Raw genomic sequence first — 26,314 nt, 5'->3', positions numbered from 1 at the left:
CATCCGCCCGCAGCCATCCCTTAGAATGGCGGTCTTACGAGGATGACCATGACCGCACTGCAGAACGATACCTTCCTGCGCGCGCTGCGCCGCCAGCCGACCGAATACACGCCGCTATGGCTGATGCGCCAGGCGGGCCGCTACCTGCCCGAGTACAACGCCACGCGGGCCCGCGCCGGCAGCTTTCTCGGGCTGGCCAAGAACCCGGCCTACGCCACGGAAGTGACACTGCAGCCGCTGGACCGCTATCCGCTGGACGCGGCGATTCTCTTTTCCGACATCCTGACCGTGCCCGACGCGATGGGCCTGGGCCTGTCGTTCGCGCAGGGCGAGGGCCCGCGCTTTGCGCATCCGCTGCGCACCGAAGCCGACGTGCAGAAACTGGCGGTGCCGGACATGGCGTCGCTGCAGTACGTCTTTGACGCGGTGAGCGAGATCCGCCGCGCACTGGTCCAGGACGGCCGCCAGCGCGTGCCGCTGATCGGCTTTTCCGGCAGCCCCTGGACGCTGGCGTGCTACATGGTTGAAGGTGGCGGCTCGGACGACTTCCGCACGGTCAAGGCGATGATGTACGGCCGCCCGGACCTGATGCACCGCATTCTCGAGATCAACGCCCAGGCGGTGACGGCATACCTGAATGCCCAGATCGAAGCCGGCGCACAGGCCGTGATGATTTTCGACACCTGGGGCGGGGCGCTCGCCGATGGCATGTACCAGGCGTTCTCGCTGGCCTATATGCGCCGGGTGCTGGCCGGCCTGAAGCGCGAACACGATGGGCAGCAGGTGCCCGCGATCGTCTTTACCAAGGGCGGCGGCCTGTGGCTCGAGGCGCTGGCTGACACCGGCGCCGACGCGATCGGGCTGGACTGGACCGTCAACCTGGCCGAAGCGCGCCGGCGCACCGGCGGGCGCGTGGCGCTGCAGGGCAATATCGACCCGACCGTGCTGTTCGCCCCCGAGGCCGCGATCCGCGAGCAGGTGCGCGGCGTGTTGGACAGCTATGCCGCCGCCGGGGGCAGTGATGGTCACGTATTCAACCTGGGCCACGGCATTTCGCAGTTCACGCCGCCGGAGAACGTCTCGGTGCTGGTGGATGAAGTGCATCGCCACAGCCGCAAGCTGCGCGCTGAGCAGAAGTGACGGTGACAGTATGCGGTCGGCCTGGCTGCTGCTGCGGCGCCCCGCGCTGCAGCGCGCCGGCGCGCCAGCGTACCCAGTGCTGCGGGAGCCGCGCCGCCGGACCCTGTCAAGTTAACTTTTTCGCCAGCATTCGCCAAAAAGGTGCTCGGGCCTGACTGGCGGCACTTGACTTATGCACACCGATAGGTTTGCCGCAGTGCGGGACAGGGTTTTTCCCTAACCTATCCGGGGGATGTTTGCAAGCCTTTGATTTTTAAGGCTTTGGAAGAATTGCAAAGGAAGGCCCGATGCCGGTGGATCCCTTGTTTCTCGGGGCTTTCCGGTCAGCCAGTGCGACTTTTCAACAAAGTTATCCACAGGGGCGGTGGAATAAGTGGAAAACCAGTCATCTATCATCGACTTAGGGCCACATTTGAAGTTTTACTTTAAGTTGATGTTGCGCCGCACACTAGATTTACACCCTCATTACGCCTGCCGCCCGTTGCACAAAGGTTGCGCAAAGGCGGTGCACCAGGAAGGGCCGCATGGCGCCAATTAGCGGCGCGCTCCCACTGATCGAGGGCAGCACGGCGGAGGGCGCCGTGATGCCGTCCGCCGCCGCCCAGCCGGTCATCCGGGTCGCGCTGGACACCCCCGCCGACGACTGCTTCGACTATCTCGCCACGCCCGAGGTCGCCCCGGGTGACCTGGTGGTGGTGCCGTTCGGCCGCCGCAGCATGGTCGGCGTGGCGGTGGCGTACGCCAACCACTCCGATGTGCCCGCCGACCGGCTGCGCCCGGTGGCGCAGCGCCTGGACTGGATGGCGCCGCTGCAGCCCGACTGGATCGAGCTGGCCGCCTTTGCCGCGCGCTACTACCAGCGCCGCCTGGGCGAAGTGATGCTGCCGGCCTTGCCGCCGGCCTTGCGTGAGGCCGAGAGCTGGTCAGGCCTGGCCCAGCGTGCCCGCACCGACGAATACCGCCTGTTGCCTAGGCATGCAGAGGCCTTGCTGGCTGCCGTGCCGCCACGCGCACGCAGCGTGCGCGCCCTGGCGCAGGCGCTGGCCGAGCGCGCCGCCGCGGCCGAGCCGCTGACGCTGGCCGACGCCCGCGTGCTGTGCGCAGCGGCACCGGCGCGGCTGGCCGAATGGCAGGCCGCCGGCTGGGTCGACGCCAGCCGCACCGCGCGCACCCTGCTGCCGACAGGCCCCGCCCAGCCGCCATCGGCCGCGCCGCCGCTGCACGACGAGCAGCGCGCCGCGGTGCAGGCCATTGCCGAGGCCGAAGGCTTTGCGCCGTTCCTGCTGCACGGGGTGACCGGCAGCGGCAAGACCGAGGTCTACCTGCATGCGATGCAGGCGGTGCTCGAACGCGACACCCAGGCCCAGGTGCTGATGCTGGTGCCCGAAATCAACCTGACCCCGCAGTTGCAGGCTCGCATCGCGGCGCGCTTCCCGCACCTGCCGCTGGCGGTGCTGCACAGCGGCCTGGCCGACCAGGAGCGCAGCCTGCAGTGGCTGGCCGCCCACCGCGGCGAGGCCCGCATCGTGCTGGGCACGCGCATGGCGGTGATGGCGTCGCTGCCGGCGCTGGCGCTGATCGTGGTCGACGAGGAACACGACACCTCCTACAAGCAGCAGGAAGGGCTGCGCTACTCCGCGCGCGACCTGGCGGTGTGGCGCGCCAAGCAGCGCGGCATTGCCGTGGTGCTGGGTTCGGCCACGCCGTCGATGGAGACCTGGTGGCGGGCCGGGCAGGGCACTTACCGCAAGCTGGTGCTGCGCGAGCGCGCCCAGGCCGAAGCGACCCTGCCGACGGTGCGCCTGGTCGACCTGAACCACGAGCGCCAGCGCCAGCGCACGCTGTTCGAAGGCTTGTCGGTGCCGCTGCTGGAAGCCATCGACGCGCGCCTGGCGCGCGGCGAGCAGAGCCTGCTGTTCCTGAACCGCCGCGGCTACGCGCCGGTGATTGCCTGCGACAGCTGCGGCTGGCTGTCGGGCTGCCCGCGCTGCTCGGCGTACCTGGTGCTGCACCGCCCAGAGCGGCGCCTGCGCTGCCACCACTGTGGCCTGGAGGCGCCGGTGCCGCATCACTGCCCGGACTGCGGCAATGTCGACATCGCGCCGCTGGGGCGCGGTACGCAGCGTATCGAAGAGGCATTGGCGGCGCGCTTCCCGCAGGCCCGCATCGCCCGCATCGACGCAGATTCCACGCGCCGCAAGGGCAGCGCGCAGGCCATGTTCGATGAAGTCCATGCCGGCGAAGTCGACATCCTGGTGGGCACGCAGATGGTGGCCAAGGGGCACGACTTCCAGCGCGTGACCCTGGTCGGCATCGTCCATCCGGACGCGGCCATGTTCAGCCACGACTTCCGCGCCGCCGAGCACCTGTTCGCCTCGCTGATGCAGGTGGCCGGGCGGGCAGGGCGGGCCGGCCTGCCGGGCGAGGTGCTGATCCAGACGCGCTACCCGGACACCCCGGCATTGCAGGCGCTGACGCGCCACGACTATGATGGATTCGCGGCCAGCCAGTTGCGCGAGCGGCGCCAGGCCGGGTTGCCCCCGTTCTGCTACCAGGTGCTGGTGACCGCCGAGCACAGCCAGCTGGAACGGGCGCTGCATTTCCTGGAAGTGGCGCGCCGGCATGCCGATACCTGCGCGCTGGCGGCCGAGGTGCAACTGCACGACCCGGTGCCGATGTCGATGGTGCGCATCTTCAACCGGGAACGTGCGCAGATGCTGGTGGAGGCCACCTCGCGGCCTGTGCTGCAACGCTTTGTGGCTGAGTGGGTACAGACTTTCGCAGATGTAGGGACGGAGGCAAAAGGGGTGCGCTGGCAGCTTGAAATCGATCCGTTGCGGATCTGAGCCGGCCAGCGTGGCAAAAAAAGGTGCAACCCTGGCATTAGGGTTTTCGATAGGGTTGCACTAGGTTGCACCTTGGTGATTTTCGGGAGTAAGATCGCGCCAGCTCACAGGCTGCGGCCGGTCGCGCGCCCGTGCCTGCCGGCATGGACGAGGTAGCACCGGCGGCGGCTCCAGTCTTTCGGAGAATTGCCCGCATGGCCACCACCACTCTCGGCGTCAAGCTCGACGACGCCTCGCGCGACCGCCTCAAGCGCGTTGCCCAATCCATCGACCGCACGCCGCACTGGCTGATCAAGCAGGCCATCTTCACCTACCTCGAGCAGATCGAGCGCGGCCACCTGCCGCACGAGACCGGCGCCGCCGGTAGCGCCGACGCGGATGGCGCCGACGGAGCTGAGCTGGTCCATGGCGATGCGCCGCAGCCGTTCCTGGAGTTCGCCCAAAGCATCCAGCCGCAATCGGTGCTGCGTGCCGCCATTACCTCTGCCTATCGTCGTCCGGAAACTGATTGCGTGCCGGTGCTGCTGGAGCAGGCCCGCCTGCCGCTGCAGCAAGCCGAGGCCGCCATCAAGATGGCCAAGACCCTGGCCACGCGGCTGCGCGAGCAGAAGGTCGGCACCGGTCGCGAGGGCCTGGTGCAGGGCCTGATCCAGGAATTCTCGCTGTCGTCGCAGGAAGGCGTGGCGCTGATGTGCCTGGCCGAGGCCCTGCTGCGCATTCCCGACAAGGCCACCCGCGACGCGCTGATCCGCGACAAGATCAGCGGCGCCAACTGGCAGTCGCACCTGGGCCAGAGCCCGTCGCTGTTCGTCAACGCCGCCACCTGGGGCCTGCTGCTGACCGGCAAGCTGGTCGCCACGCATACCGAATCGGGCCTGACCAAGGCGCTCACGCGCATCATCGGCAAGGGCGGCGAGCCGCTGATCCGTAAGGGCGTGGACATGGCCATGCGCCTGATGGGCGAGCAGTTCGTCACCGGCGAGACCATCTCCGAGGCGCTGGCCAACGCGCGCAAGTACGAGGCCGAAGGCTTCCGCTACTCCTACGACATGCTGGGCGAGGCCGCCATGACCGAGGCCGACGCGCAGCGCTACCTGGCCTCTTACGAGCAGGCCATCCACGCCATCGGCCAGGCCTCGCGCGGGCGCGGCATCTATGAAGGCCCGGGCATCTCGATCAAGCTGTCGGCGCTGCACCCGCGCTACAGCCGCGCGCAGCATGAGCGCGTGGTGGGCGAGCTGTACGAGCGCCTGAAGTCGCTGACGCTGCTGGCGCGCCAGTACGACATCGGCATTAATATCGACGCCGAGGAAGCAGACCGCCTCGAGATCTCGCTGGACCTGCTGGAACGCCTGTGCTTCGAGCCCGAGCTGGCCGGCTGGAACGGCATCGGCTTCGTGGTGCAGGGCTACCAGAAGCGCTGCCCGTTCGTGATCGACTACCTGATCGACCTGGCCCGCCGCAGCCGCCACCGCCTGATGATCCGCCTGGTCAAGGGCGCGTACTGGGACAGCGAGATCAAGCGCGGCCAGGTCGACGGCCTGGAGGGATACCCGGTCTACACGCGCAAGGTCTACACCGACGTGTCGTACATCGCCTGCGCGCGCAAGCTGCTGTCGGTGCCGGACGCGATCTACCCGCAGTTCGCCACGCACAATGCGCATACGCTGTCGGCCATCTACCAGATCGCCGGCCATAGCTACTACCCCGGCCAGTATGAGTTCCAGTGCCTGCACGGCATGGGCGAGCCGCTGTACGACCAGGTGGTTGGCGCCACCGCGGACGGCAAGTTCAACCGCCCGTGCCGCATCTACGCGCCGGTCGGCACGCATGAGACGCTGCTGGCGTACCTGGTGCGCCGCCTGCTGGAGAACGGCGCCAATACCTCGTTCGTGAACCGCATCGCCGACGACACCATCTCGCTGGACGAGCTGGTGGCCGACCCGGTCGCCGTGGTCGAGGCGATGCACCGCGACGAAGGCGTGCTGGGCCTGCCGCACCCGCGCATCCCGTCGCCGCGCACGCTGTACGGCAAGAGCCGTCCCAACTCGGCCGGCATCGATCTCGCGAATGAGCACCGGCTGGCCTCGCTGTCGTCGGCGCTGCTCGCCGGCACCAGCGAACGCGCCGTGGCCGAGCCGCTGCTGGGCGCCGAGGTGCCGCGCGCTGCCGACGCCATCACCGCGCCGGTGCTGAACCCGGCGGACCACCGCGACGTGGTCGGCCATGTCACCGAGGCCAGCCAGGTCGACGTCGACGCCGCGCTGCAGGCCGCCGTCAATGCCGCGCCGATCTGGCAGGCGACGCCGCCGGACGTGCGCGCGGCCGCGCTGGAACGCGCCGCCGATCTGATGGAAGCCCAGATGCAGTCGCTGATGGGCATCATCATGCGTGAGGCCGGCAAGACCTTCTCCAATGCCATCGCCGAAGTGCGCGAAGCCGTGGACTTCCTGCGCTACTACGCTGCCGAGGTGCGCCGCAGCTTCGACAATGAGACCCACCGCCCGTTGGGCCCGGTGGTCTGCATCAGCCCGTGGAATTTCCCGCTGGCGATCTTTACCGGCCAGGTGGCCGCGGCGCTGGCCGCCGGCAACCCGGTGCTGGCCAAGCCCGCTGAGCAGACCCCGCTGATCGCCGCCACCGCGGTGCGCCTGCTGCGCGAAGCCGGCGTGCCGGCCGGCGCGGTGCAGCTGCTGCCGGGCCGCGGCGAGACCGTTGGCGCCGCGCTGGTGGGCGATGCCCGCGTCAAGGGTGTGATGTTCACCGGCTCGACCGAAGTCGCGCGCATCCTGCAACGCAACGTCGCCGGCCGCCTGGACGCCGCCGGCCGCCCGATCCCGCTGATCGCGGAGACCGGCGGGCAGAACGCGATGATCGTCGACTCGTCGGCGCTGGCTGAACAGGTGGTGGGCGATGTCCTCAGCTCCGCTTTCGATTCGGCCGGCCAGCGCTGCTCGGCACTGCGCGTGCTGTGCCTGCAGGAAGACGTGGCCGACCGCGTGCTGGAAATGCTCAAGGGCGCCATGCAGGAACTGAACATGGCCAACCCGGACCGGCTGTCGACCGACGTCGGCCCGGTGATCGACGAAGAAGCGCGCGGCAATATCGTGCGCCATGTCGACGCCATGCGCGCCAAGGGCCGCCGTGTCCACCAGGCCGACCCCAACGCCGCGCAGGGCGCCAGCTGCCGCAACGGCACCTTCGTGCCGCCGACGCTGATTGAACTGGACAGCATCGAGGAACTCAAGCGCGAGGTGTTCGGCCCGGTGCTGCACGTGGTGCGCTTCCCGCGCGCGACGCTGGACACCATGGTCAGCCAGATCAATGCCACCGGCTACGGCCTGACGCTGGGCATCCATACCCGCATCGACGAGACCATCTCGCATATCGTCAGCCGTGCCCATGTGGGCAACCTGTATGTCAACCGCAATATCGTCGGTGCCGTGGTGGGCGTGCAGCCCTTTGGCGGCGAAGGCCTGTCGGGCACCGGCCCCAAGGCGGGCGGCCCGCTGTACCTGCACCGCCTGCTGTCGGTCTGCCCGCAGGATGCGGTGGTACGCAGCGTGCGCGCGTCGGAAGCAGGCGGCGGCGAGGCGGCCACGCTGCGCGACGAGGCCGCAGCGGCCTTCCAGGCCTGGGCCGCGGCCGAGCTGCCGGCGGTAGCCGCCGCCTGCGAGCGCCTGGCCGCGGCATCGCCCTCGGGCCTGACCGTGACGCTGCCCGGCCCCACCGGCGAGCGCAACACCTACACCCTGCTGCCGCGCGAGCGCGTGCTGTGCCTGGCCACGCAAGAGGCCGACCTGGCCCTGCAGCTGGGTGCCGTGCTGACCGTCGGCGCCGACGCCGTATGGCCGGAAAACCCTGTCAGCCGGGGGCTGTTTGCGCGCCTGCCTAAGGGCGTACAATCGCGCGTCCGCATGGTGGCCGACTGGACCGCGGCGGACATCGCTATCGATGCGGTGCTGCACCACGGCGACTCCGACCAGCTGCGCACGGTGTGCGAACAGGTGGCAGTGCGCCCCGGTCCGATCATCGGCGTGCAGGGCCTGGCGCAAGGTGAACCGAATATCGCGCTCGACCGTTTGCTGATCGAGCGCTCGCTCTCGGTCAACACCGCGGCCGCGGGCGGCAATGCCAGTTTGATGACGATCGGCTGAGGCAACCCTCGGACGTCGTCATGTCGAAGCGCGCAGCGGTGGCGGCGATCCCGCCCCGTTGCGCACAGGAAGCAAGGCGCGGCACTGCCAGGCCGCGCCAATATAACTGCCGGCAACGGCACCACATCGGCACCATTTGGGACCCAAGGAGATCTGATGAACTCGACATTCCACAAGACGGCAATGACCGTTGCCCTGACCCTGGCTGGCCTGACCGCCGCCTCGGCCGCGTTCGCGCAGGCCCAGGAAATCAAGCTGGGCTTTGCCGGCCCGATGACTGGCGGCCAGGCGCAGTACGGCAAGGACATGCAGAACGGCATCGTCCTCGCGATCGAGGACATGAACGCCACCAAGCCCAAGATCGGCGGCAAGGAAGTCAAGTTCGTGCTGGTCTCCGAAGACGACCAGGCCGACCCGAAGACCGGTTCGGTGGTGGCGCAGAAGCTGGTGGATAACGGCATCCAGGGCATGCTCGGCCACTTCAACTCGGGCACCACCATCCCGGCGTCGATGGTCTATAACCGCGCCGGCATCCCGCAGATCGCCATGGCGACCGCGCCGGAATACACCAAGCAGGGCTTCAAGACCACCTTCCGCATGATGACCTCCGACACCCAGCAGGGTTCGGTGATCGGCGCCTTCGTGGTGAAGAAGCTGGGCGCGAAGAACATCGCTATCGTCGATGACCGCACCGCCTACGGCCAGGGCCTGGCCGACGAGTTCGAGAAGGCCGCCAAGGCCGCCGGCGGCAAGATCGTGCGCCGCGAGTTCACCAACGACAAGGCGGTGGACTTCAAGGCCGTGCTGACCAACATCAAGCGCAGCAACCCGGACATCATCTTCTACGGTGGCGCCGAGACCCAGTCCGCGCCGATGGCCAAGCAGGTCAAGGAACTGGGCATGAAGGCCCCGCTGGTGTCGGGCGAAATGTCCAAGACCGACAACTTCCTGAAGCTCGCCGGCCCGGCTGCAGAAGGCACCGTGGTGTCGCTGGCCGGCCTGCCGCTGGACCAGATGCCTGGCGGCTCCACGTATGAGAAGAAGTACGAGAAGCGCTTCGGCTCGAAGGTGCAGACCTACTCGCCGTACGCCTATGACGGCGCCACCGCGATGATGTCCGCCATGGTCAAGGCCGGGTCGACCGATCCGGTGCGTTACCTGCCGGTGCTGGCCGCTACCAATATGCAGGGCGTGACCACCAAGATGCTGGCGTATGACGCGCGTGGCGACCTGAAGGATGGTGGTATCACTGTCTATAAGGTGGTGGGTGGCAAGTGGACGGTGCTGGAGACGGTTGGCGGGAAGTAAGCTGCTGGCTGTTGTTGCTGGTTATGGGAGACGCCGCCTTTTGGGTGGCGTTTTTCCTTTTGGGGGGGATGGCGCCACGGCGCCAAGCCCCCAAACAATTCCGTATCTCCCCCGTTGGCGCATAATCCCGCACTCGCACATTTTTTCAATCCATAGGAGCAGTACGTGTCCGAGCAGGAAGCCAGCTACGACCACGCCATCGGGCTAGCCAACCAGGGGCGCTTCACCGAAGCCCTGCAGATTGCCGACCAGCTGTCGCAGGCCCGCCCCGAGGTGGTTGATTTCGTCACGCTGCGGGCGCGGCTGCACTTTGACAACGGTGACGCCAACGCCGCGCTGGCGGTGCTGGACGAGGCGCTGGCGCGGCTTGACACGCAGCCGCTGCAGCCGCCGCACCGCTGGGCCTCGCGCGGGGTGATCGCGCACCGCTACGGCGCCATGCTGATGAGCCTGGGCCGCGATGCCGAGGCGCGCCCGTGGCTGCATGAGGCCGCGCAACGCAGCGGCCTGCTGACGGGCGAATGGGCCGCGCATTTCCACGCCGGCCTGGCTGCCCTGCGCATGGGCGACATGGCCGCCGCGGCGCGTTACTGGCATGACCTGATGGTCCGCAATCCCGACCTGGGCGCCGACGACATCGCACCGCTGGTGACGGACTACATCGCCCGGGCCGAGGCCGCCGGCGTGCCGGTGGAGCCGCTGATGCGCGTCTGCCTGGGCCGCGTGGCGCTGGACAACCCGCATCTGCTGGAGCTCGATCCCGCCGCCGGTGACACCGTGGCCGCCGACCAGGCCGCCCGTGTGCTGGCCGAGCACCCTGACCACCCCGAGGCGCGCCGCCTGCGTGCACCGCTGCGCCACGGCGTGGGCGACGTCCAGGGGGCACTGGACGACCTGGCGGTCTACCTGCGCCAGGTACCCGACCCGCAGAGCCAGGTACGCGAACTGGCCTGGCGCCACCAGCTGGCGCAGCGCGCCGACAGCACCCAGCCGGCCGATCGCGAGCCGTGGCTGCGCTTCACGCTGACTGACCAGTCCGACGACGGTGCCGGCTACTACCGCGCCGCCATGGCGCTGGGCGAGTTCATCGACGAGGTGCCGGCCGCCGAGGCCGCGCTGCGGCCGGTGCTGGTGCAGGCCGGCCGTGCCGGCGTGGCGCGCTTCGACCAGTACTTCGCCACCGGCCAGGGCGATGCCGCGGGGCACGGCGGCAATGCCGACCCGCATGTCTATTCGCTGCTGTGCCGGCTGTTGTCGCGCAGCCTGCCGGCCGACGCCGCGCACGTGGACGAGCGCATCGCGCTGCACCAGCAGGGCATGGCCGCCAGCGAGTTCATCGACCACTGGATCGACCTGCTCGACTGCCACGCCGACGCGGGCCAGCACCAGAAGGTGGCCGAGCTGGCCGGCGAGGTGCTCAACCGCTACCCGCTGGAGCGCAATCCGGCCGACGTGACCTGGGCCTTCAGCCGCATGATCGCGGCCTGGAAAGCCATGGGCGGCGCCGAGCCGACCGAGGCCGCGCGCGCCGCGATGATGCATATGGATGCCCGACTGGATGCGCTGCCGGTGGAAGCCCGCAGCGAGGCCGCGCACCCGATGGCGCATGCGCGCGCGCACTTTGCCGCGCTGCTGCAGGCGCAGGTGGCCGGCATGGACGAGCACGACCGCACCGATGCCCTGGCCGAGATCGAGGCCCAGCAGCGCCGCGCGCTGCTGGTGGAGGACGCCTGGCTGTACAACCGCTTCGGCCAGGTCTGGCGCGACGTGGGCGAGCCCGAGCGCGCGCTGCCGCTGTTCGAGCAGGCCGTGGCGCTGACCGAGGGCGATCCGCTGGACCAGGCCGGCCCGCGCGTGCAGCGCGGACTGGTCCACAACGCAGCGCGGCGCCACGATGCCGCGCTGGCCGACTTTGTCGCCGCCTTCGCCGTGCGTGACGACTGGGATGCCGAGGTGTACCTGCGTGCCGTGCAGTCGGCGCTTGGCCTGGACCAGCGTGAAACCGCGCTGGGGTATTTCGAGAAGGCCCGTGCCCGCAGTGCCGCGCAGGGCTCGACGCGCACTTTATATGCACAGGTGGAAGCCGCGCTGAAGGCAACCCGGCCGATGTGGAAAGTCTGGGGCGTCTGAAACGTCGCTCCGGACCCGCGAACGGTCTGACCATGTAAAGGATGTAAAAAACGCCATCTGTAGATGGCGTTTTTTACGCGCAGATGACAGAAGTTGTGCGCGTGTTTTGTGCGGTGTCGGACAATCACTGACATGGATTATGAAGTGCTTACATTACCATGTCGCCATGAATGGACTGAGCCAACTTTTTCCAAGCCTCCCGCTCGCGCCCGGCGGCCTGTTCTGGGTCGGGCTGGCGCTGGTCGGCGCCGGCCTGGCCGGTGAGCTGAGCCGGCGCTGGCTGCGCTGCCCGCGCATCGTCGGGTATGCCGCGGCGGGGCTTTGCGCCGGCATGCTGGGGCGCAGCATCGTCGACGAGAACATGATCAACCAGACCCGTATCCTGATCGATATGGCGCTGGCGCTGGCCTTGTTCGAACTCGGGCATCGCCTCTCGCTGACCTGGCTGCGCGCCAACCGCTGGCTGCTGCTGACCAGTGCCTTTGAAAGCCTGCTGACCTGGGGCCTGGTGGCGGCGGTGCTGCAATGGATTGGCGCCTCGCCCGGCGTGGCGATCCTGGCCGGCGGCATCGCGGTCAGCACCTCGCCCACCATCGTGCTGCAGCTCAAGAATGAGTTGCGCGCCGACGGCCAGGTCACTGAGCGCCTGATGGCGATGGCTGCGCTCAACAGCATCTACGCCGCCGCCATCGTGCAGGTCGCCACCGGCTGGCTGCATTCGGAATACGGCAACCTGGGCGCGGCGCTGCTGCATCCGCTGTACCTGCTGGTGGGCTCGTGCCTGCTGGCATGGGTGGTGGGCAAGCTCGGCCATGCCATCTATGACCGCATGTCGGCCGACGATCACTACAGCTTCCTGGTGCTGGTGGGCCTGGTTCTGTTCACGCTGGCGCTGACCCGGGTACTAAAATTGTCGATGCCGCTGACGCTGATGCTGGCTGGTGTCGTGTTCAAGCACCAGGACAACCAGCCGCATGTATGGCCGCCGCATTTCGGCAGCGCGGGCAGCCTGCTGATCATCGTCATGGTGGTGTCGCTGGGCTTGCCGCTGACGGCACAGGACTGGGCCGTGGGCGGCGTCTACGCCATCGCGCTGGTGGTGCTGCGCCATGTGGCCAAGCTGGCGGGAGTGGTGTCGCTGGGCTCGTTCTCGGGCCTGAGCCTGCGCCAGTGCATGGCCCTGGGGCTGGCGCTGGCGCCGATGTCGGGCCTGGCATTCCTGCTGATGCATGACGTGGCGCGCCTCTACCCCGGTACCGGCCAGCCACTGGCGGCCATCATCCTATGCGCGCTGGCCATCGAACAACTTTTCGGTCCGGTGATCGCGGCCTGGGCGCTGCGCTACGCAGGCGAAGTCCGCGTCGACATCCGGGCCAATGGAGGAGGGCGCTGATGTCGCTCGAACCGTTCAAGCACTCAGAAGCGCTGACTTTCGGCGTGGAGCTGGAACTGCAGCTCGTCAACCGGCATGACTATGACCTGGCGCCATTCGCGCCCGACCTGCTGCGCGCGCTCAAGGGCGCCGAGCATGCCGGCGACATCAAGCCGGAGATCAGCCCGTCCATGATCGAGATCAGCACGGGGATCTGCCACAGCTACCAGCAGGCGCTGGAAGAACTGACCGTGATGCGCGACCTGATGGTGGCGGCCTCGCGCTCGCTGAACCTGGGCATTGCCGGCGGCGGCACCCACCCGTTCCAGCAGTGGGCCGACCGTACCATCTCGGATTCGCCGCGCTACCAGTACATCTCCGAGCTGTACGGCTACCTGGCCAAGCAGTTCACCGTGTTCGGCCAGCATGTGCATATCGGCTGCCCCAGCGCCGACGAATCGCTGTTCCTGCTGCACGCCATCGGCCGCTATGTGCCGCACTTTGTGGCGCTGGCGGCATCCTCGCCCTATGTGCAGGGCGTGGATACCGGCTTTGCCTCGGCGCGGCTGAATTCGGTCGCGGCCTTCCCGATGAGCGGGCGTGCGCCGTTCCTGCTGACGTGGGACGCCTTCACCGCGTATTTCGAGAAAATGCGCAATACCGGCGTGATCGAGAGCATGAAGGACTTCTACTGGGATATCCGGCCCAAGCCGGAGTTCGGCACCATCGAGGTCCGCGTGATGGACACGCCGCTGACGGTGCAGCGCGCCTGCGATATCGCCGCCTATATCCAGATGCTGGCGCGTTACCTGCTGCTGTCGCGTCCCTTCATGCCGCAGGAAGACGATTACCTGGTGTACACCTTCAACCGCTTCCAGGCCTGCCGTTTCGGGCTGGAGGGGGAGTACGTGCATCCCAACGAACTGACGCGAATGCCGATCGCCGACCATATCCTGTCGATCTGCGACGCGCTGGTGCCGCACGCCGAGGCACTCGGCTCGCTGGAGGCGCTCGCCAATATCCGCGCGCTGGCCGAGCGCCGCGACGGCGATGCCGAGTGGCTGCGCCAGGTCGATGCCGATGCGCGCAGCCAGCGTGAAACGGTGCGCAAGGCGTGTGACCGGTGGGCTGCCTGAGCCTGCGCCGGGCTGCCCCCTGTCTTATTTGACGCTGTAGCCGCGCCCCTGCATGCAGGCGCCCCAAGCCTGGTAGTACGAGCCCATCGCCTGGCTGGTATTGGCCGCCGCCTGCTGGTTGGCCGCGTTCGCCTGGCGGCGCGACTGCCGGTGCGCCACGCCGCCCCCCACCGTACCCGCTGCAGCGCCGACCGCCGCACCCTTGCCGGCATCGCCTGCCATCGCGCCCACCACAGCACCCGCCGCGGCGCCGCCCGCGGCACCCCGTACCCGCTGGCCGCTCTGTGCCTGGGCCGGCGGTGGGGCGTTGGCGGCCTGTGCCGGATCCACGCCGGTCTGCTGCTTGGCCCAGCTGTAGCAGGTGCCGTCGTCGCTGGCCTGCTGTTGCTGGCTCTGGCCCTTGGCCGGATAGGCCATAGGCTTGTTCTGCGCCATGGCCTGGGCCGGGATCAGCGCCGGGGTCAGCGCGATGGCCGCCGCCAGTACGCCGAGGCCACGGTACAGCTTGCGATGCGGGCATTGCTTCATGATGATCTTCCCCCACGGGTGTCGGCTACGCGGCGCTGGATGCACCGACCGGTGCGCAAGTGGCGAGCCGTTCTGTGAAGGCCAGTATTTGCGGCCCGCAGGGGTATGTCAAATCAGCGTTTTGACGGCCTGATGTTATTTGTTTGTGGTGGGTGGCGGGGACAGCAGGAACGCGACCGCTTCCTGCCACCAGGCCGTGTCGACATGCCCGGTCCAGTCGTTATGCCCGGCGCCGCCGATCACCGCCAGCCGCCGGGGTTCGCCCAGCGACGCATAGAGCGCCTGGCCGAAGCGTGCCGGTACGATGGTGTCGCGTTCCGCGACCGCGACCATCACCGGGCGGCCGAAGCCTTTCAGGCTGGCCGCGCTGTCGTAGCGGTCGCGCAGCACCCAGCCGGCCGGTAGCCAGGGATAGTGATGCGAGGCTATATGCGCAAGCTTGTCCCACGGCGTGATCAGCAGCACGCCGGCGACGCTCTCGCGCTGGCGCGCCGCGGCCGCTGCGGCCACGCCCGCGCCCAGCGACTCGCCGATCAGCAGCAGCGGGCCGCCGAACTGGCGCCGGGCCAGCGCGATGGATTGTTCCGCGTCTGCCACGAAGCTGCGCTCACCCAGCGTGCCGGTGCGAGGGCCGTAGGCCGGATACTCGGCCAGGATCACGCGAAGGCCCAGCTTCGTCAGCGCGCTGGCGTAGTAGTCGCGATGCCCGGCGTGCCCGGCATTGCCATGAAAGACCATGGCGGTGGCGCGCGCCGGGCCGGCCGGCTCCGCGACCAGTCCGCGAAAGTCCTGCGGCCCCGGCCAGGCGCGCAGCCCGGGCGAGACCATGTCATCGACCGACGCCTTGTCCGGGAAGTAGAGGAAGTGATCCTGCAGCATGCTGATTCCGGCAAGCAGGACTAGTCCCGCGCCGAGCCAGCGCAGCACCCCGCGACAGACCGATCCAGTCCGCGGCGACACCAGCCGCGCTGGCGCCGGTGCCGGGACGATGGCAGGCATGGCAACGCGCTCAGGCGCCGGCGAACACCGGTTCGCAGCGCACCTCGGTCCTGACCGAGTTGGCGATAAAGCAGGCGTCATGCGCGGCGTGGTGCAGGGCATCGAGCTCTTCACGCGTGGGCTCGCGCTCGCCGCCAAACGTCACCTGCGGGCGCAGCGTTACCACGGTCATCGCCATCTGCCCGTCGGCGTTCCTTGCCATCACACCAGTGGCCGCATCGAGGTAGCGGTCGACGACGAAGCGCTGCTTCGCCGCCAGCGACAGGAACCACAGCATGTGGCAGCTGGACAGCGAGGCGATGAACATCTCCTCGGGATCGACCGCGCTCGCATCCGACATCGGCAATGGCACCACATGGGGCGACGACGATCCCGGGACTTCCGCGCCGCCGTCAAAGCGCAGCACATGCCTGCGGCTGTAGCGGTTGCCGGCGAAATCCTGCCCGTCGCGTTGCCACAGGACCTCTGCGGTGTATGTGGACATGCAAAGACTCCTAGCGTTAGGAAAACCTCAGGCGCCGTGCGGCACGCTTTCGCCGTCGCGCAGGCCCAGGCGCTGGTTGGCCGGCACGGCGACATCGATCAGCTTCGGGCGCGGCAGGTTCAGGTTGCGCATCATCTCGATGAACTCTTCGCGCGTGCGGCCGGCGACGCGGCTGTTGTGGGCGCGCTCCTGGCCGATGGTGGACGAGGTGCGGCCCTTGTAGTCGTGGGCCGGGTAGACCTGCGTGTCGTCGGGCAGCGCAAACAGCTTTCTGGTCAGGCTGTCGTAGAGCGTGCCGGCGTCGCCCGACTGGAAGTCGGTGCGGCCGCAGCCGTCGATCAGCAGGGCATCACCGGTGAAGACGCGGCGTACGATGCCGTCGGGCGTAGGCTCTTCCCACAGGTAGCTCATGCTGCCGGCGGTATGCCCCGGCGTATGGATGGCGCGCAGCACCTGCTTGCCGAAGGCGACAGTGTCGCCGTCGATCAGCTGCTTCTGGGCGGGCTTGATATCGCAGCCGGACGGCGCCGCCGTGTGCGCGCCGGTCTGCAGCGCAAGGTGGCCTGCCGAGGTGATGTGGTCGGCATGGGCGTGGGTCTCGACGACCCACGCGAGGTGCGCGCCGGTGTCTTGCAGCAGCGCCATGTCGCGTTCGAGCTGGTGGTCGACCGGGTCGATCAGCAGCGCGTCCCCCGTGGCGGCATCGATCAGCAGGTAGGTGAAGGTGGACGAGGTTTCGTCGAACAACTGGTGGAAGGTCTGCATGGCGGTCCTCTTCTTTTGCCATCGGGGAACGCCGCCATGATACGCCGCGCCATGCCGTTGGGCACTAGCAGCAGGGGTTGTCAGCACTCCACGATATTCACCGCCAACCCACCCCGCGCCGTCTCCTTGTACTTCGTCTTCATGTCGGCCCCGGTCTCGCGCATGGTCTTGATGACCGAATCGAGCGAGACATAGTGGGTGCCGTCGCCGCGCAGCGCCATGCGTGCCGCATTGACCGCCTTGACCGAGGCCATCGCGTTGCGCTCGATGCATGGGATCTGCACCAGTCCGCCAACGGGGTCGCAGGTAAGGCCGAGATTGTGCTCCATGCCGATCTCGGCAGCGTTCTCGACCTGCGCCGGGCTGCCGCCCTGTACCGCCGCCAGCGCGCCGGCGGCCATCGAGCAGGCCACGCCGACTTCGCCCTGGCAGCCGACCTCGGCGCCGGAGATCGACGCATTGAGCTTGTACAGCAGCCCGATCGCACCCGCGGTCAGCAGGAAGTCGACCACGCCTTGCTTGTTGGCGCCCGGCACGAAGCGGTCGTAGTAGTGCAGCACCGCGGGGATGATGCCGGCCGCGCCGTTGGTAGGTGCCGTGACCACGCGCCCGCCGGCGGCGTTCTCTTCATTGACGGCAATGGCGTACAGGTTGACCCAGTCCATCACCGAGAGCGGGTCCGACAGCGTGCGCTCGGCGCGCTCGGTCAGGCTGCGGAACAGCTCGGGCGCACGGCGCTTGACCCTGAACGGCCCCGGCAGCTCGCCGTCGGTGCGGCAGCCGCGCGCGACGCACGCCTGCATCACGTCCCAGATATGCAGCAGGCCGCTGGTGACTTCCGCCTCGCTGCGCCAGGTCAGCTCGTTCTCCATCATCAGCCGCGCGATGCTCTTGCCGCTGGCGCTGGCCATCTCGAGCATGTCCTTGCCGCTGCGGAACGGGTGCGGCAGCTGCTGCGCGGCATTGAGCACCTGTGTATTGGGTGCGCCCGCGGTCACGACGAAGCCGCCGCCGACCGACAGGTAGCGCGCCTCGCGCAGCGATGCACCGCTGGCGTCGAAGGCATGGAACTTCATGCCGTTGGGATGCTCGGCCATGGCCTCGCGCCGGTAGAAGGCGATGTGCTCCTTCTCGACGAAGGGCACAATATGCTTGCCCAGCAAGGACAGCTCGCGGCTCGCGCGCAGCGCGGCCAGGCGCGTGTCGATCGTATCGGGGTCGATGGTGTCGGGCGCCTCGCCCATCAGGCCGAGGATCACGCCCTTGTCGGTGCCGTGGCCCTTGCCGGTGGCGCCAAGCGAACCGTACAACTCCACGCGCGCGCTGGCCACCTGCGGCAGCAGGCCATCGCGCTCAAGCCCCTGCGCAAACATCAGGGCCGCGCGCATCGGGCCCACGGTATGCGAGCTCGACGGGCCGATACCCACCTTGAACAGATCGAAAACGCTGACTGCCACGGGAAGTCTCCAGGATGTCGATGGCCCGCGCAGGGCTCTTGTCGTTTTGCAGCCTTCGCTCAGAACGGGCGCCGCACGGCGCGGCGCCCTTCATATCGAGCATAGCGCTTTGGCGGGCGCCCAGTGCCGCGGGCGGCCCGTCCGAAGCTCAGTCGACCACGTAGTCGCTGACCGGCACGCAGGCGCAGAACAGGTTGCGGTCGCCGTACACGTTGTCGGCACGGCCGACCGGGGGCCAGTACTTCTGCGTGCGCAGCGATGCCACCGGGTACGCGGCTTCCTCGCGCGTGTACTTGTGGGTCCACTCATCGGCGGTCACGACCGCGGCGGTGTGCGGCGCGTGCTTGAGCGGGTTGTCGTCGCGGTCGAAGGTGCCGTCGGTAACGCGGCCGATTTCCTGGCGGATCGCGATCATCGCGTCGATAAAGCGGTCCAGCTCGTGCAGTGCCTCGCTCTCGGTCGGCTCGATCATCAGCGTGCCCGGCACCGGGAAGCTCATGGTCGGGGCGTGGAAGCCGTAGTCCATCAGGCGCTTGGCCACGTCTTCATTGCTGATGCCGGTGTCCTTCTGCAGCGGGCGCAGGTCCAGGATGCACTCGTGCGCGACCAGGTCGTGCTGGCCGGTGTACAGCACCGGGTAGTACGGCGCCAGGCGCTTGGCCACGTAGTTGGCCGCCAGGATTGCGTTCTCGGTGGCGGCGGTGAGGCCGGCCGAACCCATCATTGCGATATACATCCACGAGATCGGCAGGATGCTGGCCGAGCCGAACGGCGCCGCCGACACGCCGCCGATGCCGCGGTCGTCACGGCGGTAGCCGACGCTGTCCTGGTTGGGCAGGAAGTCCGCCAGGTGCGCACCGACCGCGACCGGGCCCACGCCCGGGCCGCCGCCGCCGTGCGGGATGCAAAAAGTCTTGTGCAGGTTCAGGTGGGAGACGTCGCCGCCGAACTGGCCCGGCGCGGCGGTGCCGACCATCGCGTTCATGTTGGCGCCGTCGACATAAACCTGGCCGCCGTGCTGGTGCACGATCTCGCAGATCTGCTGCACGCCCTGCTCGAACACGCCGTGCGTCGACGGGTAGGTGATCATGATAGCCGCCAGGTTCTTGCTGTGCTGCTCGGCCTTCTTCGCCAGGTCCTGCAGGTCGACGTTGCCGTCCTCATCGCAGGCCACCACCACCACCTTCATGCCGGCCATCTGCGCCGACGCCGGGTTGGTGCCGTGCGCCGACGACGGGATCAGGCAGATGTCGCGATGGCTCTCGCCGCGGCTGGCGTGGTAGGCGTGGATGATCAGCAGGCCCGCGTACTCGCCCTGCGAGCCGGCGTTGGGCTGCAGGCTGACCGCGGCGTAGCCGGTGGCGGCACACAGCATGGCCTCGAGCTGGTCGATCATCTCGCGGTAGCCCACGGTCTGGTCCAGAGGCGCGAACGGGTGGATCTGGCTGAACTCGGGCCACGTCACCGGGATCATCTCGCTGGTGGCGTTCAGCTTCATCGTGCACGAGCCCAGCGGGATCATGGTGCGGTCCAGCGCCAGGTCTTTGTCGGCCAGCATGCGCAGGTAGCGCAGCATCTCGTGCTCGGCGTGGTGCGTGTTGAAGACCGGGTGGGTCAGGTATTCGCTGGCGCGTGCCAGTGCCGCCGGGAAGGCGTCCTGCGCGACGGCCTCGAGCTTGTCGAAGTCCAGTTCGGCGGGCAGCGGCTTGCCTTGCGTGAACACTTCCCACAGCGCGACCACGTCGGCGCGGCTGGCGGTCTCGTCCAGCGAGATGCCGACGCGCGTGGCGCTGATATGGCGCAGGTTGATGCCGCGCGCGGTGGCCGCGGCATGGATCGCATCGGTGTTGAAGCCGGTTTCCAGCGTCAGCGTGTCAAAGAAGCTGGCGTTGGTGCGCGCGAAGCCCAGCGCCTGCAGGCCGGCGGCCAGCGTCGCGGTCAGGCGGTGCACGCGCTGCGCGATGCGCTTCAGGCCCTGCGGGCCGTGGTAGACGGCATACATCGAGGCCATCACGGCCAGCAGCACCTGCGCGGTACAGATGTTCGAGGTGGCCTTCTCGCGGCGGATATGCTGCTCGCGCGTCTGCAGGGCCAGGCGATAGGCCTTGTTGCCCTGCGCATCGATGGTCACGCCCACCAGGCGGCCCGGCATCGAGCGCTTGAAGGCGTCCTTCACCGCCATATAGCCGGCGTGCGGGCCGCCGAAGCCCAGCGGCACGCCGAAGCGCTGCGAGTTGCCCACGGCCACGTCGGCACCCCATTCGCCGGGTGCGGCGATCAGCGTCAGCGCCAGCAGGTCGGCGGCAGCCACCACCAGGCCGCCGGCCGCGTGCACGGCATCGGCGATGGCGCTGTAGTCGTTGACGTCGCCGTTCACGCCCGGGTACTGCAGCAGCACGCCGAAGGCGTTGGCCGCGGCGGCCTCGGCAGCGGGGCCGACCTTGACCTCGATGCCCATCGGCAGCGCGCGCGTGCGTACCACTTCCAGCGTCTGCGGCAGCACGTCGTCGGCCACGTAGAAGGTGTTCGAGTCGTGCTTGTTCACGCGCTGCAGCAGTGTCATGGCTTCGGCCGCGGCAGTGCCTTCATCCAGCATCGACGCATTGGCGATGTCCAGGCCGGTCAGGTCGGTGACCATCTGCTGGAAGTTCAGCATCGCTTCCAGGCGGCCCTGCGAGATTTCCGGCTGGTAAGGCGTGTAGGCGGTGTACCAGGCCGGGTTCTCGAAGATATTGCGCAGGATGACGCCGGGCGTGACGGTGTTGTAGTAGCCCTGGCCGATAAAGCTCTTCAGCACCTTGTTCCTGCCTGCCAGGCCGCGCAGCTTTGCCAGCGCGGCTTCCTCGCTCAGCGGCTCGGTGAACTCGCCCATCGGCATGCCGTCGCGGCGGCGGATAGCGGCGGGGATGACGGCGTCGATCAGCGCGGCGCGGCTGTCATAGCCGAGCACCTTCAGCATGTGCTGCTGTTCGGGAGTATCGGGGCCGATATGGCGGGCGGCGAAGGCGTCGCGCGCCTCCAGTTCGGCCAGCGTGGGCCGGGTTACTTGGGCGGCGTTCATGGGAAGCGGGGCGTTCATTGGCAAGAACCTCGTGGGGTGCGCGCCGGCCGGTGGTCAGCCGGGACGGCGCGCGTCAGTCTGCAGTGGCCGGTCCATCGTTGGACCGGCGCCGCCGGCGTCAGGCGCCGACGCTGGCCTTGTAGGCGTCGGCCGACATCAGGCCGTTGACGTCGTCGCCGTTGGCCGGCTTGAGCTTGAACAGCCACGCGTCGAAGGCGTCGGCATTGACGCTTTCCGGCGCGGCCGTGGCGGCCTCGTTGACGGCGATCACTTCGCCGGCCACTGGGGCGTAGATGTCAGAAGCGGCCTTTACCGATTCGACCACTGCCAGCGCGTCGCCGGCACCGACCGACTTGCCCACTTCGGGCAGTTCCAGGAAGACGATGTCGCCCAGCGCGTCCTGCGCGTGGTCGGTGATGCCGATGGTGAGCGTGCCGTCGGCTTCGACGCGTACCCACTCATGCGACTCGGTGTACTTGAGGTCAGCGGGGAAATTCATGGAGGTTCTCCGGATACAGATCTGTTTCTTGTTGGGTGATGCCTGCCCGGCAAGCGCCGGCAGGCGAGGGCGACCGTTGGTATGAGCCTCAGCTCACGAGTGCCTTGCCATTACGCACAAACGGCAGTTTAACCACAGTCGCGTTGAGTTTGCGGTCGCGGATCTCCACCTGCACGGTATCGCCCACGGCGACATCCTTCGGCAGGCGGGCAAAGGCGATGGACTGCGACAGCGACGGGCTGAAGGTGCCGCTGGTGATTTCACCGTCACCGGCCGGGGTGATCACTTTCTGGTGGGCGCGCAGGACGCCGCCTTTGTCACGCAGGATCAGCCCGAGGAATTGCTGGCGCGAACCGGCCGCGCCCAGTGCTGCCTTGCCGGTGAAATCGCGCTCGCTCTGCAGGTCCACCGTCCAGGCCAGGCCCGCATCCAGCGGCGAGGTGTTGATATCCATGTCCTGGCCGTACAGGTTCATGCCGGCTTCCAGGCGCAGGGTGTCGCGCGCGCCCAGGCCCGCCGGACGCACGCCGGCGGCGTTCAGCTTTTCCCAGACGGCGGCAACGTTTTCGGCCGGCACCACCAGCTCGAAGCCGTCTTCGCCGGTGTAGCCGGTGCGGGCCACCATGATCTCGCCGATGGCCGGGTCCTGGACCACGGCGGCGTTGAAGGGCTTGAGCGTGTCCGACGGCTGGGTCGAGGGGAAGGTGCTCCACACCGTGGTGCGGGCGTTGGGCCCCTGCACGGCGACGATGGCCAGAGGCTGCACGCCTGCAGGCGCAACATCTTCACGGCGCGGCGTGATGGTCACATCGCTGCCGGTGGCGGCATTGCGCGCGCGGATCCATTCGATGTCGCCCAGCGCGGTGCTGGCGTTGACGACCAGGCGGAAGCGGTCCTCGGCAAAAAAGTAGACGATCAGGTCGTCGATCACGCCGCCTTTCTCATCCAGCATGCAGGAGTAGAGCGCCTTGCCCGGGGTCTGCAGCTTGTCGACATTGTTGGCCAGCAGGCCGCGCAGGAAGCTGCGGGTATTGGCGCCGGTGAGGTCGACCACGCACATGTGCGACACGTCGAACATGCCGGCGTCGGTGCGCACGGCATTGTGTTCTTCGATCTGGGAGCCGTAGTTGACCGGCATGTCCCAGCCGCCGAAATCAACCATGCGGGCGCCGAGGGCGCGGTGGATGGCGTTGAGGGGCGTGGCCTGGAGCGTCATGGAATCCTCGGGGGCAATCTCGGTTGGCGAAAACAAAAAAGGGCCATCCGCCGCAACGCTCGCCGCGCCTGAATGTGGCGTAGCAATCCGCTGCGGCGGATGACCCCTCTGTCCTCGATACCTGAGAGATTACAAGGCGGATCCTGCAGGACCCCATCCTCGTGCGCCCCTTCGGTGGGCACGCTCGCCACGAATGGCGGGTGCCGCTCTCCAGAGTGCGGCATGCATCGTGTGCATATTGCATGCCGATCCGATCGGTCCGTGGTGCCTGAGAGTTTTCGGGTGATACCCCTTCGGCGGCGCAGGCGATGCGCGCTCTCCCGGTCGGATGCGCGCAATGTACGGGAGGCCCCGGCCTTTGTCAAACCGGCCAGGGAGCCTGCCGTACCTGTCGCTGCGGGTCTGGCTTACTTCTTCTTGTCGTCGGTGACAACGTTACCGATCACGCCGCCCACGGCCGCGCCACCCAGCGTACCCAGCGCACTGCCTTCGGTGAGGATGGCGCCGCCCACGGCACCCGCGCCCGCGCCAATGGCGGTATTACGCTGCTTCGGGGTCATGTCCGCGCAACCGGCAAAGGCCGCGACGGTCGCGCCGATCAGGGTCACCTTGGTCAAAGTCTGCAGGGTTTTCATTATTGGCTCCGGTGTGATGATTCAAGCATGTCACCCCTGCCGCGCAGGCCGGGGGGACATATCAGTTAGAGCGTTGCGTTGCGCGATTGGCTCCGGCCTTTACGAAGTGTTACGCCAGTGACACAACCGGCCCTGTCAACGCGGTTTGCGCTGACTGACCTGCCGCGGCCAGCGTGTTAACATCGTCAGCTTTGCCGCCGAGCCCGTTTTTGGGGTGCCGGCGTGTCCCGCCTGGCCTTCCGCTGTTCCTGCTGATTTCCCCGCCTCCAACCGCATCCCTCGCATGACCCATGGCCTGAACCCCGCCCAATCTGAAGCCGTCCGCTACCTGGACGGCCCTTGCCTGGTGCTGGCCGGGGCGGGCTCCGGCAAGACCCGGGTGATCACGCAGAAGATCGCGCATTTGATCGAGGACAAGGGTTTCGAGCCGCGCCATATCGCCGCCGTCACCTTTACCAACAAGGCCGCCAAGGAGATGCAGGAGCGTATCGGCAAGCTGATGGAGGGCAAGACCACGCGCGAGGGCAAGCGCATCCCGCTCAAGCAGCTGACGGTCTGTACCTTCCACTCGCTCGGGGTGCAAATCCTGCGCATGGAGGCCGAGCACGTGGGCCTGAAGCCGCAGTTTTCGATCATGGATTCGGATGATTGCTTCGGCCTGATCCAGGAGCAGCTGGGCACCACCGACAAGAAGCTGATCCGCGGCGTACAGGGCACGATCTCGCTGTGGAAGAACGGCATGGTCGATCCGGAGGCAGCGATCGCGCAGGCCGCCAATGCCGACGAGCACCAGGCCGCGCTGGTCTACCGCAACTACGTGGCAACGCTGCACGCCTACCAGGCGGTGGATTTCGACGACCTGATCCGCCTGCCTGCCGAGCTGTTCGCGCGCAATGAAGCCGTGCAACTCAAGTGGCAGAACCGCCTGCGCTACTTTCTGGTCGACGAATACCAGGACACCAACGCCTGCCAGTACCAGTTGCTGAAACTGCTGGCGGGTGGCTCGCACCTGCGCGCGCCGGCCTTTACCGCGGTGGGCGACGACGACCAGGCCATCTATGGCTGGCGCGGCGCCACGCTGGACAACCTGCGCGGGCTGCAGACCGATTTCCCGGACCTGAAGGTGATCAAGCTGGAGCAGAACTACCGCTCCACCGTGCGCATCCTGGAAGCGGCCAACGCGGTCATCGCCAACAACCCCAAGCTGTTCGACAAGAAGCTGTGGAGCGAGCACGGCATGGGCGACCCCATCGCCATCCACCCGATGAACGACGAGGAGCACGAGGCCGAGTCGGTGGTGTTCCGCCTGTCCGCGCACAAGTTCGAGCGCCGCGCGCAGTTCCGCGACTACGCCATCCTCTATCGCGGCAACCACCAGGCGCGGCTGTTCGAGCAGATCCTGCGGCGCGAGCGCATTCCCTATGTACTGTCGGGCGGCCAGAGCTTCTTCGACAAGGCCGAGATCAAGGACATCTGCGCCTACCTGCGCCTGATTGCCAACCCCGACGACGATCCCGCCTTTATCCGCGCCATCACCACGCCGCGCCGCGGCGTGGGCAACACCACGCTGGAAGCGCTGGGCACCTTTGCTGGCCAGGCCAAGGTGTCGCTGTTCGAGGCCGCGATGATGGGCGGCATCGAAGGCAAGCTGCAGCCGCGCCAGCTGGAGCCGTTGCGCATATTCTGCGAATCGATGGTGCGGCTGGCCGACCGCGCGGCCAAGGATCCGGCCACCGTGGTGCTGGACGACCTGATGGAAGGCATCCACTACGAGGCCTACCTGTACGACAGCTTCGACGAACGGCAGGCGCAGTCGCGCTGGACTAACACGCTGGAATTCCTGGACTGGCTCAAGCGCAAGGGCACCAAGCCAGAAGGCGCCGAGGGCGAGGAAGCCACCGGCTTCGACAATGCCGACGGCTTCGGCAGCGAAGGCAAGAACCTGCTCGAACTGACCCAAACCGTGGCGCTGATGAGCATGCTGGAAGGCCGCGAGGAAGACCCCGACGCGGTGCGGCTGTCCACGCTGCATGCGTCCAAAGGGCTGGAATATCCGCACGTGTTCCTGGTCGGCGTGGAAGAGGGCATCCTGCCGCACTGCCGCGAAGACGAGGACATGAGCGACGAAAAGATCGAGGAAGAGCGGCGGCTGATGTATGTCGGCATCACCCGCGCGCAGCGCAGCCTGCATGTCAGCTGGTGCAAGAAGCGCAAGCGCGCGCGCGAGACCTACTCGTGCCAGCCTTCGCGCTTTATCGGCGAGATGAAGCTGGAGGAAGCGCCTGCGCCAGTCGATGAAACCCCGGCGATGAGCCCCAAGGACCGGCTCGGCGCGCTCAAGGCACTGCTGGGAACCGGCGGCAAGACGGCCCCGGGCTGAACGGGCGCTACAGTCCCGATACAAAGGCCTGCGAGGCTGACAAGACGCCGGGCGCAGGCGTCCCTAGTATGGCGGCTGTGCTGCTCGCGCCGTGTGCGCGGGTGGCGCCGCGGCAGGCCCGCCCGGTCTGCCTGCTGCGCCGGACGTCTCGTTCGGAACTTCCCTGTTATTCGGCCCCCGGCGCGCGAGCGTGCGGGGGCG

17 protein-coding genes and 2 riboswitches are annotated in these 26,314 nt (G+C 67.9%); of the genes, 8 read left to right on the top strand and 9 right to left on the bottom strand.

Going from position 1 to position 26,314, the window contains the following annotated elements:
* Nucleotides 1-48 precede the first annotated feature (48 nt).
* The 7 genes from hemE (at nt 49) to AC1Q7H_RS15465 (ending at nt 14,089) form a co-directional block, all read left to right on the top strand.
* Nucleotides 49-1,140: a uroporphyrinogen decarboxylase gene (gene hemE / locus AC1Q7H_RS15495; protein ID WP_211980422.1), complete on the top strand. Its 1,092-nt coding sequence runs from the start codon at nt 49-51 to the stop codon at nt 1,138-1,140.
* Between the two features lie 524 nt (nt 1,141-1,664).
* Complete coding sequence (locus AC1Q7H_RS15490) at nt 1,665-3,986, top strand: primosomal protein N' (protein ID WP_249221212.1); 2,322 nt, start codon at nt 1,665-1,667, stop codon at nt 3,984-3,986.
* Nucleotides 3,987-4,180: 194 nt separating this feature from the next.
* Nucleotides 4,181-8,143 (top strand): trifunctional transcriptional regulator/proline dehydrogenase/L-glutamate gamma-semialdehyde dehydrogenase, encoded by a 3,963-nt coding sequence (gene putA / locus AC1Q7H_RS15485; RefSeq protein ID WP_211980421.1) that lies wholly within the window; start codon nt 4,181-4,183, stop codon nt 8,141-8,143.
* Nucleotides 8,144-8,299: 156 nt separating this feature from the next.
* Nucleotides 8,300-9,451, top strand: a complete 1,152-nt coding sequence (locus AC1Q7H_RS15480; protein ID WP_013958377.1) for a branched-chain amino acid ABC transporter substrate-binding protein — start codon at nt 8,300-8,302, stop codon at nt 9,449-9,451.
* 165 nt (nt 9,452-9,616) lie between these two features.
* Complete coding sequence (locus tag AC1Q7H_RS15475; protein WP_492381463.1) at nt 9,617-11,581, top strand: tetratricopeptide repeat protein; 1,965 nt, start codon at nt 9,617-9,619, stop codon at nt 11,579-11,581.
* A 166-nt stretch (nt 11,582-11,747) separates the two neighbouring features.
* Nucleotides 11,748-12,974: a cation:proton antiporter gene (locus AC1Q7H_RS15470; RefSeq protein ID WP_013958375.1), complete on the top strand. Its 1,227-nt coding sequence runs from the start codon at nt 11,748-11,750 to the stop codon at nt 12,972-12,974.
* Nucleotides 12,974-14,089 (top strand): YbdK family carboxylate-amine ligase, encoded by a 1,116-nt coding sequence (locus AC1Q7H_RS15465; RefSeq protein WP_013958374.1) that lies wholly within the window; start codon nt 12,974-12,976, stop codon nt 14,087-14,089. Before AC1Q7H_RS15470 ends, AC1Q7H_RS15465 begins: the two co-directional genes overlap by 1 nt.
* A 24-nt stretch (nt 14,090-14,113) precedes the next feature.
* On the opposite strand, the gene AC1Q7H_RS15460 is transcribed toward AC1Q7H_RS15465, so the two are convergent.
* The 9 genes from AC1Q7H_RS15460 to AC1Q7H_RS15420 form a co-directional block, all read right to left on the bottom strand.
* Nucleotides 14,114-14,617, bottom strand: coding sequence for a YMGG-like glycine zipper-containing protein (locus AC1Q7H_RS15460; protein ID WP_492381462.1), 504 nt, complete (start codon nt 14,615-14,617; stop codon nt 14,114-14,116).
* Nucleotides 14,618-14,752: 135 nt separating this feature from the next.
* Nucleotides 14,753-15,616 carry an alpha/beta hydrolase gene (locus AC1Q7H_RS15455; RefSeq protein WP_492381461.1) on the bottom strand — a complete coding sequence of 288 codons (864 nt, stop codon included), beginning with the start codon at nt 15,614-15,616 and terminating at the stop codon, nt 14,753-14,755.
* Nucleotides 15,617-15,626: 10 nt separating this feature from the next.
* Nucleotides 15,627-16,100: an OsmC family protein gene (locus AC1Q7H_RS15450; RefSeq protein ID WP_211980418.1), complete on the bottom strand. Its 474-nt coding sequence runs from the start codon at nt 16,098-16,100 to the stop codon at nt 15,627-15,629.
* Between the two features lie 27 nt (nt 16,101-16,127).
* Nucleotides 16,128-16,865: an MBL fold metallo-hydrolase gene (locus AC1Q7H_RS15445; RefSeq protein ID WP_013958370.1), complete on the bottom strand. Its 738-nt coding sequence runs from the start codon at nt 16,863-16,865 to the stop codon at nt 16,128-16,130.
* Nucleotides 16,866-16,945: 80 nt separating this feature from the next.
* A complete protein-coding gene (locus AC1Q7H_RS15440; protein ID WP_211980417.1) occupies nt 16,946-18,322 on the bottom strand; it encodes an L-serine ammonia-lyase in 1,377 nt (458 codons plus the stop codon).
* Nucleotides 18,323-18,470: 148 nt separating this feature from the next.
* Nucleotides 18,471-21,401, bottom strand: coding sequence for an aminomethyl-transferring glycine dehydrogenase (gene gcvP / locus AC1Q7H_RS15435; protein ID WP_492381460.1), 2,931 nt, complete (start codon nt 21,399-21,401; stop codon nt 18,471-18,473).
* Nucleotides 21,402-21,501: 100 nt separating this feature from the next.
* Nucleotides 21,502-21,882 carry a glycine cleavage system protein GcvH gene (gcvH, locus tag AC1Q7H_RS15430; RefSeq protein WP_010812169.1) on the bottom strand — a complete coding sequence of 127 codons (381 nt, stop codon included), beginning with the start codon at nt 21,880-21,882 and terminating at the stop codon, nt 21,502-21,504.
* An 88-nt stretch (nt 21,883-21,970) separates the two neighbouring features.
* Nucleotides 21,971-23,098, bottom strand: a complete 1,128-nt coding sequence (gene gcvT / locus AC1Q7H_RS15425) for a glycine cleavage system aminomethyltransferase GcvT (RefSeq protein ID WP_013958367.1) — start codon at nt 23,096-23,098, stop codon at nt 21,971-21,973.
* A gap of 98 nt (nt 23,099-23,196) precedes the next feature.
* Nucleotides 23,197-23,322, bottom strand: a riboswitch (glycine riboswitch).
* Nucleotides 23,323-23,343: 21 nt separating this feature from the next.
* Nucleotides 23,344-23,431: riboswitch (glycine riboswitch) on the bottom strand.
* Between the two features lie 74 nt (nt 23,432-23,505).
* Nucleotides 23,506-23,733 carry a YMGG-like glycine zipper-containing protein gene (locus AC1Q7H_RS15420; protein WP_013958366.1) on the bottom strand — a complete coding sequence of 76 codons (228 nt, stop codon included), beginning with the start codon at nt 23,731-23,733 and terminating at the stop codon, nt 23,506-23,508.
* 283 nt (nt 23,734-24,016) lie between these two features.
* Between AC1Q7H_RS15420 and AC1Q7H_RS15415 the strand changes: the two genes are divergently transcribed.
* Nucleotides 24,017-26,113, top strand: a complete 2,097-nt coding sequence (locus tag AC1Q7H_RS15415; protein ID WP_041228241.1) for a UvrD-helicase domain-containing protein — start codon at nt 24,017-24,019, stop codon at nt 26,111-26,113.
* Nucleotides 26,114-26,314 lie beyond the last annotated feature (201 nt).

The sequence above is a fragment of the Cupriavidus sp. GW823-FHT06D04 genome (genome assembly GCF_058795055.1).
The sequence above is the reverse complement of the archived record's forward strand: the minus strand, read 5'-3'. Positions and strand labels throughout refer to the sequence as shown.

Bases quoted from the DNA above. Each gene is read 5' to 3' on its own strand.
- hemE (WP_211980422.1), top strand. From the start codon at position 49: ATGACCGCACTGCAGAACGATACCTTCCTGCGCGCGCTGCGCCGCCAG.
- AC1Q7H_RS15490 (WP_249221212.1), top strand. From the start codon at position 1,665: ATGGCGCCAATTAGCGGCGCGCTCCCACTGATCGAGGGCAGCACGGCG.
- putA (WP_211980421.1), top strand. From the start codon at position 4,181: ATGGCCACCACCACTCTCGGCGTCAAGCTCGACGACGCCTCGCGCGAC.
- AC1Q7H_RS15480 (WP_013958377.1), top strand. From the start codon at position 8,300: ATGAACTCGACATTCCACAAGACGGCAATGACCGTTGCCCTGACCCTG.
- AC1Q7H_RS15470 (WP_013958375.1), top strand. From the start codon at position 11,748: ATGAATGGACTGAGCCAACTTTTTCCAAGCCTCCCGCTCGCGCCCGGC.
- AC1Q7H_RS15465 (WP_013958374.1), top strand. From the start codon at position 12,974: ATGTCGCTCGAACCGTTCAAGCACTCAGAAGCGCTGACTTTCGGCGTG.
- AC1Q7H_RS15460 (WP_492381462.1), bottom strand. From the start codon at position 14,617: ATGAAGCAATGCCCGCATCGCAAGCTGTACCGTGGCCTCGGCGTACTG.
- AC1Q7H_RS15455 (WP_492381461.1), bottom strand. From the start codon at position 15,616: ATGCCTGCCATCGTCCCGGCACCGGCGCCAGCGCGGCTGGTGTCGCCG.
- AC1Q7H_RS15450 (WP_211980418.1), bottom strand. From the start codon at position 16,100: ATGTCCACATACACCGCAGAGGTCCTGTGGCAACGCGACGGGCAGGAT.
- AC1Q7H_RS15445 (WP_013958370.1), bottom strand. From the start codon at position 16,865: ATGCAGACCTTCCACCAGTTGTTCGACGAAACCTCGTCCACCTTCACC.
- gcvP (WP_492381460.1), bottom strand. From the start codon at position 21,401: ATGAACGCCCCGCTTCCCATGAACGCCGCCCAAGTAACCCGGCCCACG.
- gcvH (WP_010812169.1), bottom strand. From the start codon at position 21,882: ATGAATTTCCCCGCTGACCTCAAGTACACCGAGTCGCATGAGTGGGTA.
- gcvT (WP_013958367.1), bottom strand. From the start codon at position 23,098: ATGACGCTCCAGGCCACGCCCCTCAACGCCATCCACCGCGCCCTCGGC.
- AC1Q7H_RS15420 (WP_013958366.1), bottom strand. From the start codon at position 23,733: ATGAAAACCCTGCAGACTTTGACCAAGGTGACCCTGATCGGCGCGACC.
- AC1Q7H_RS15415 (WP_041228241.1), top strand. From the start codon at position 24,017: ATGACCCATGGCCTGAACCCCGCCCAATCTGAAGCCGTCCGCTACCTG.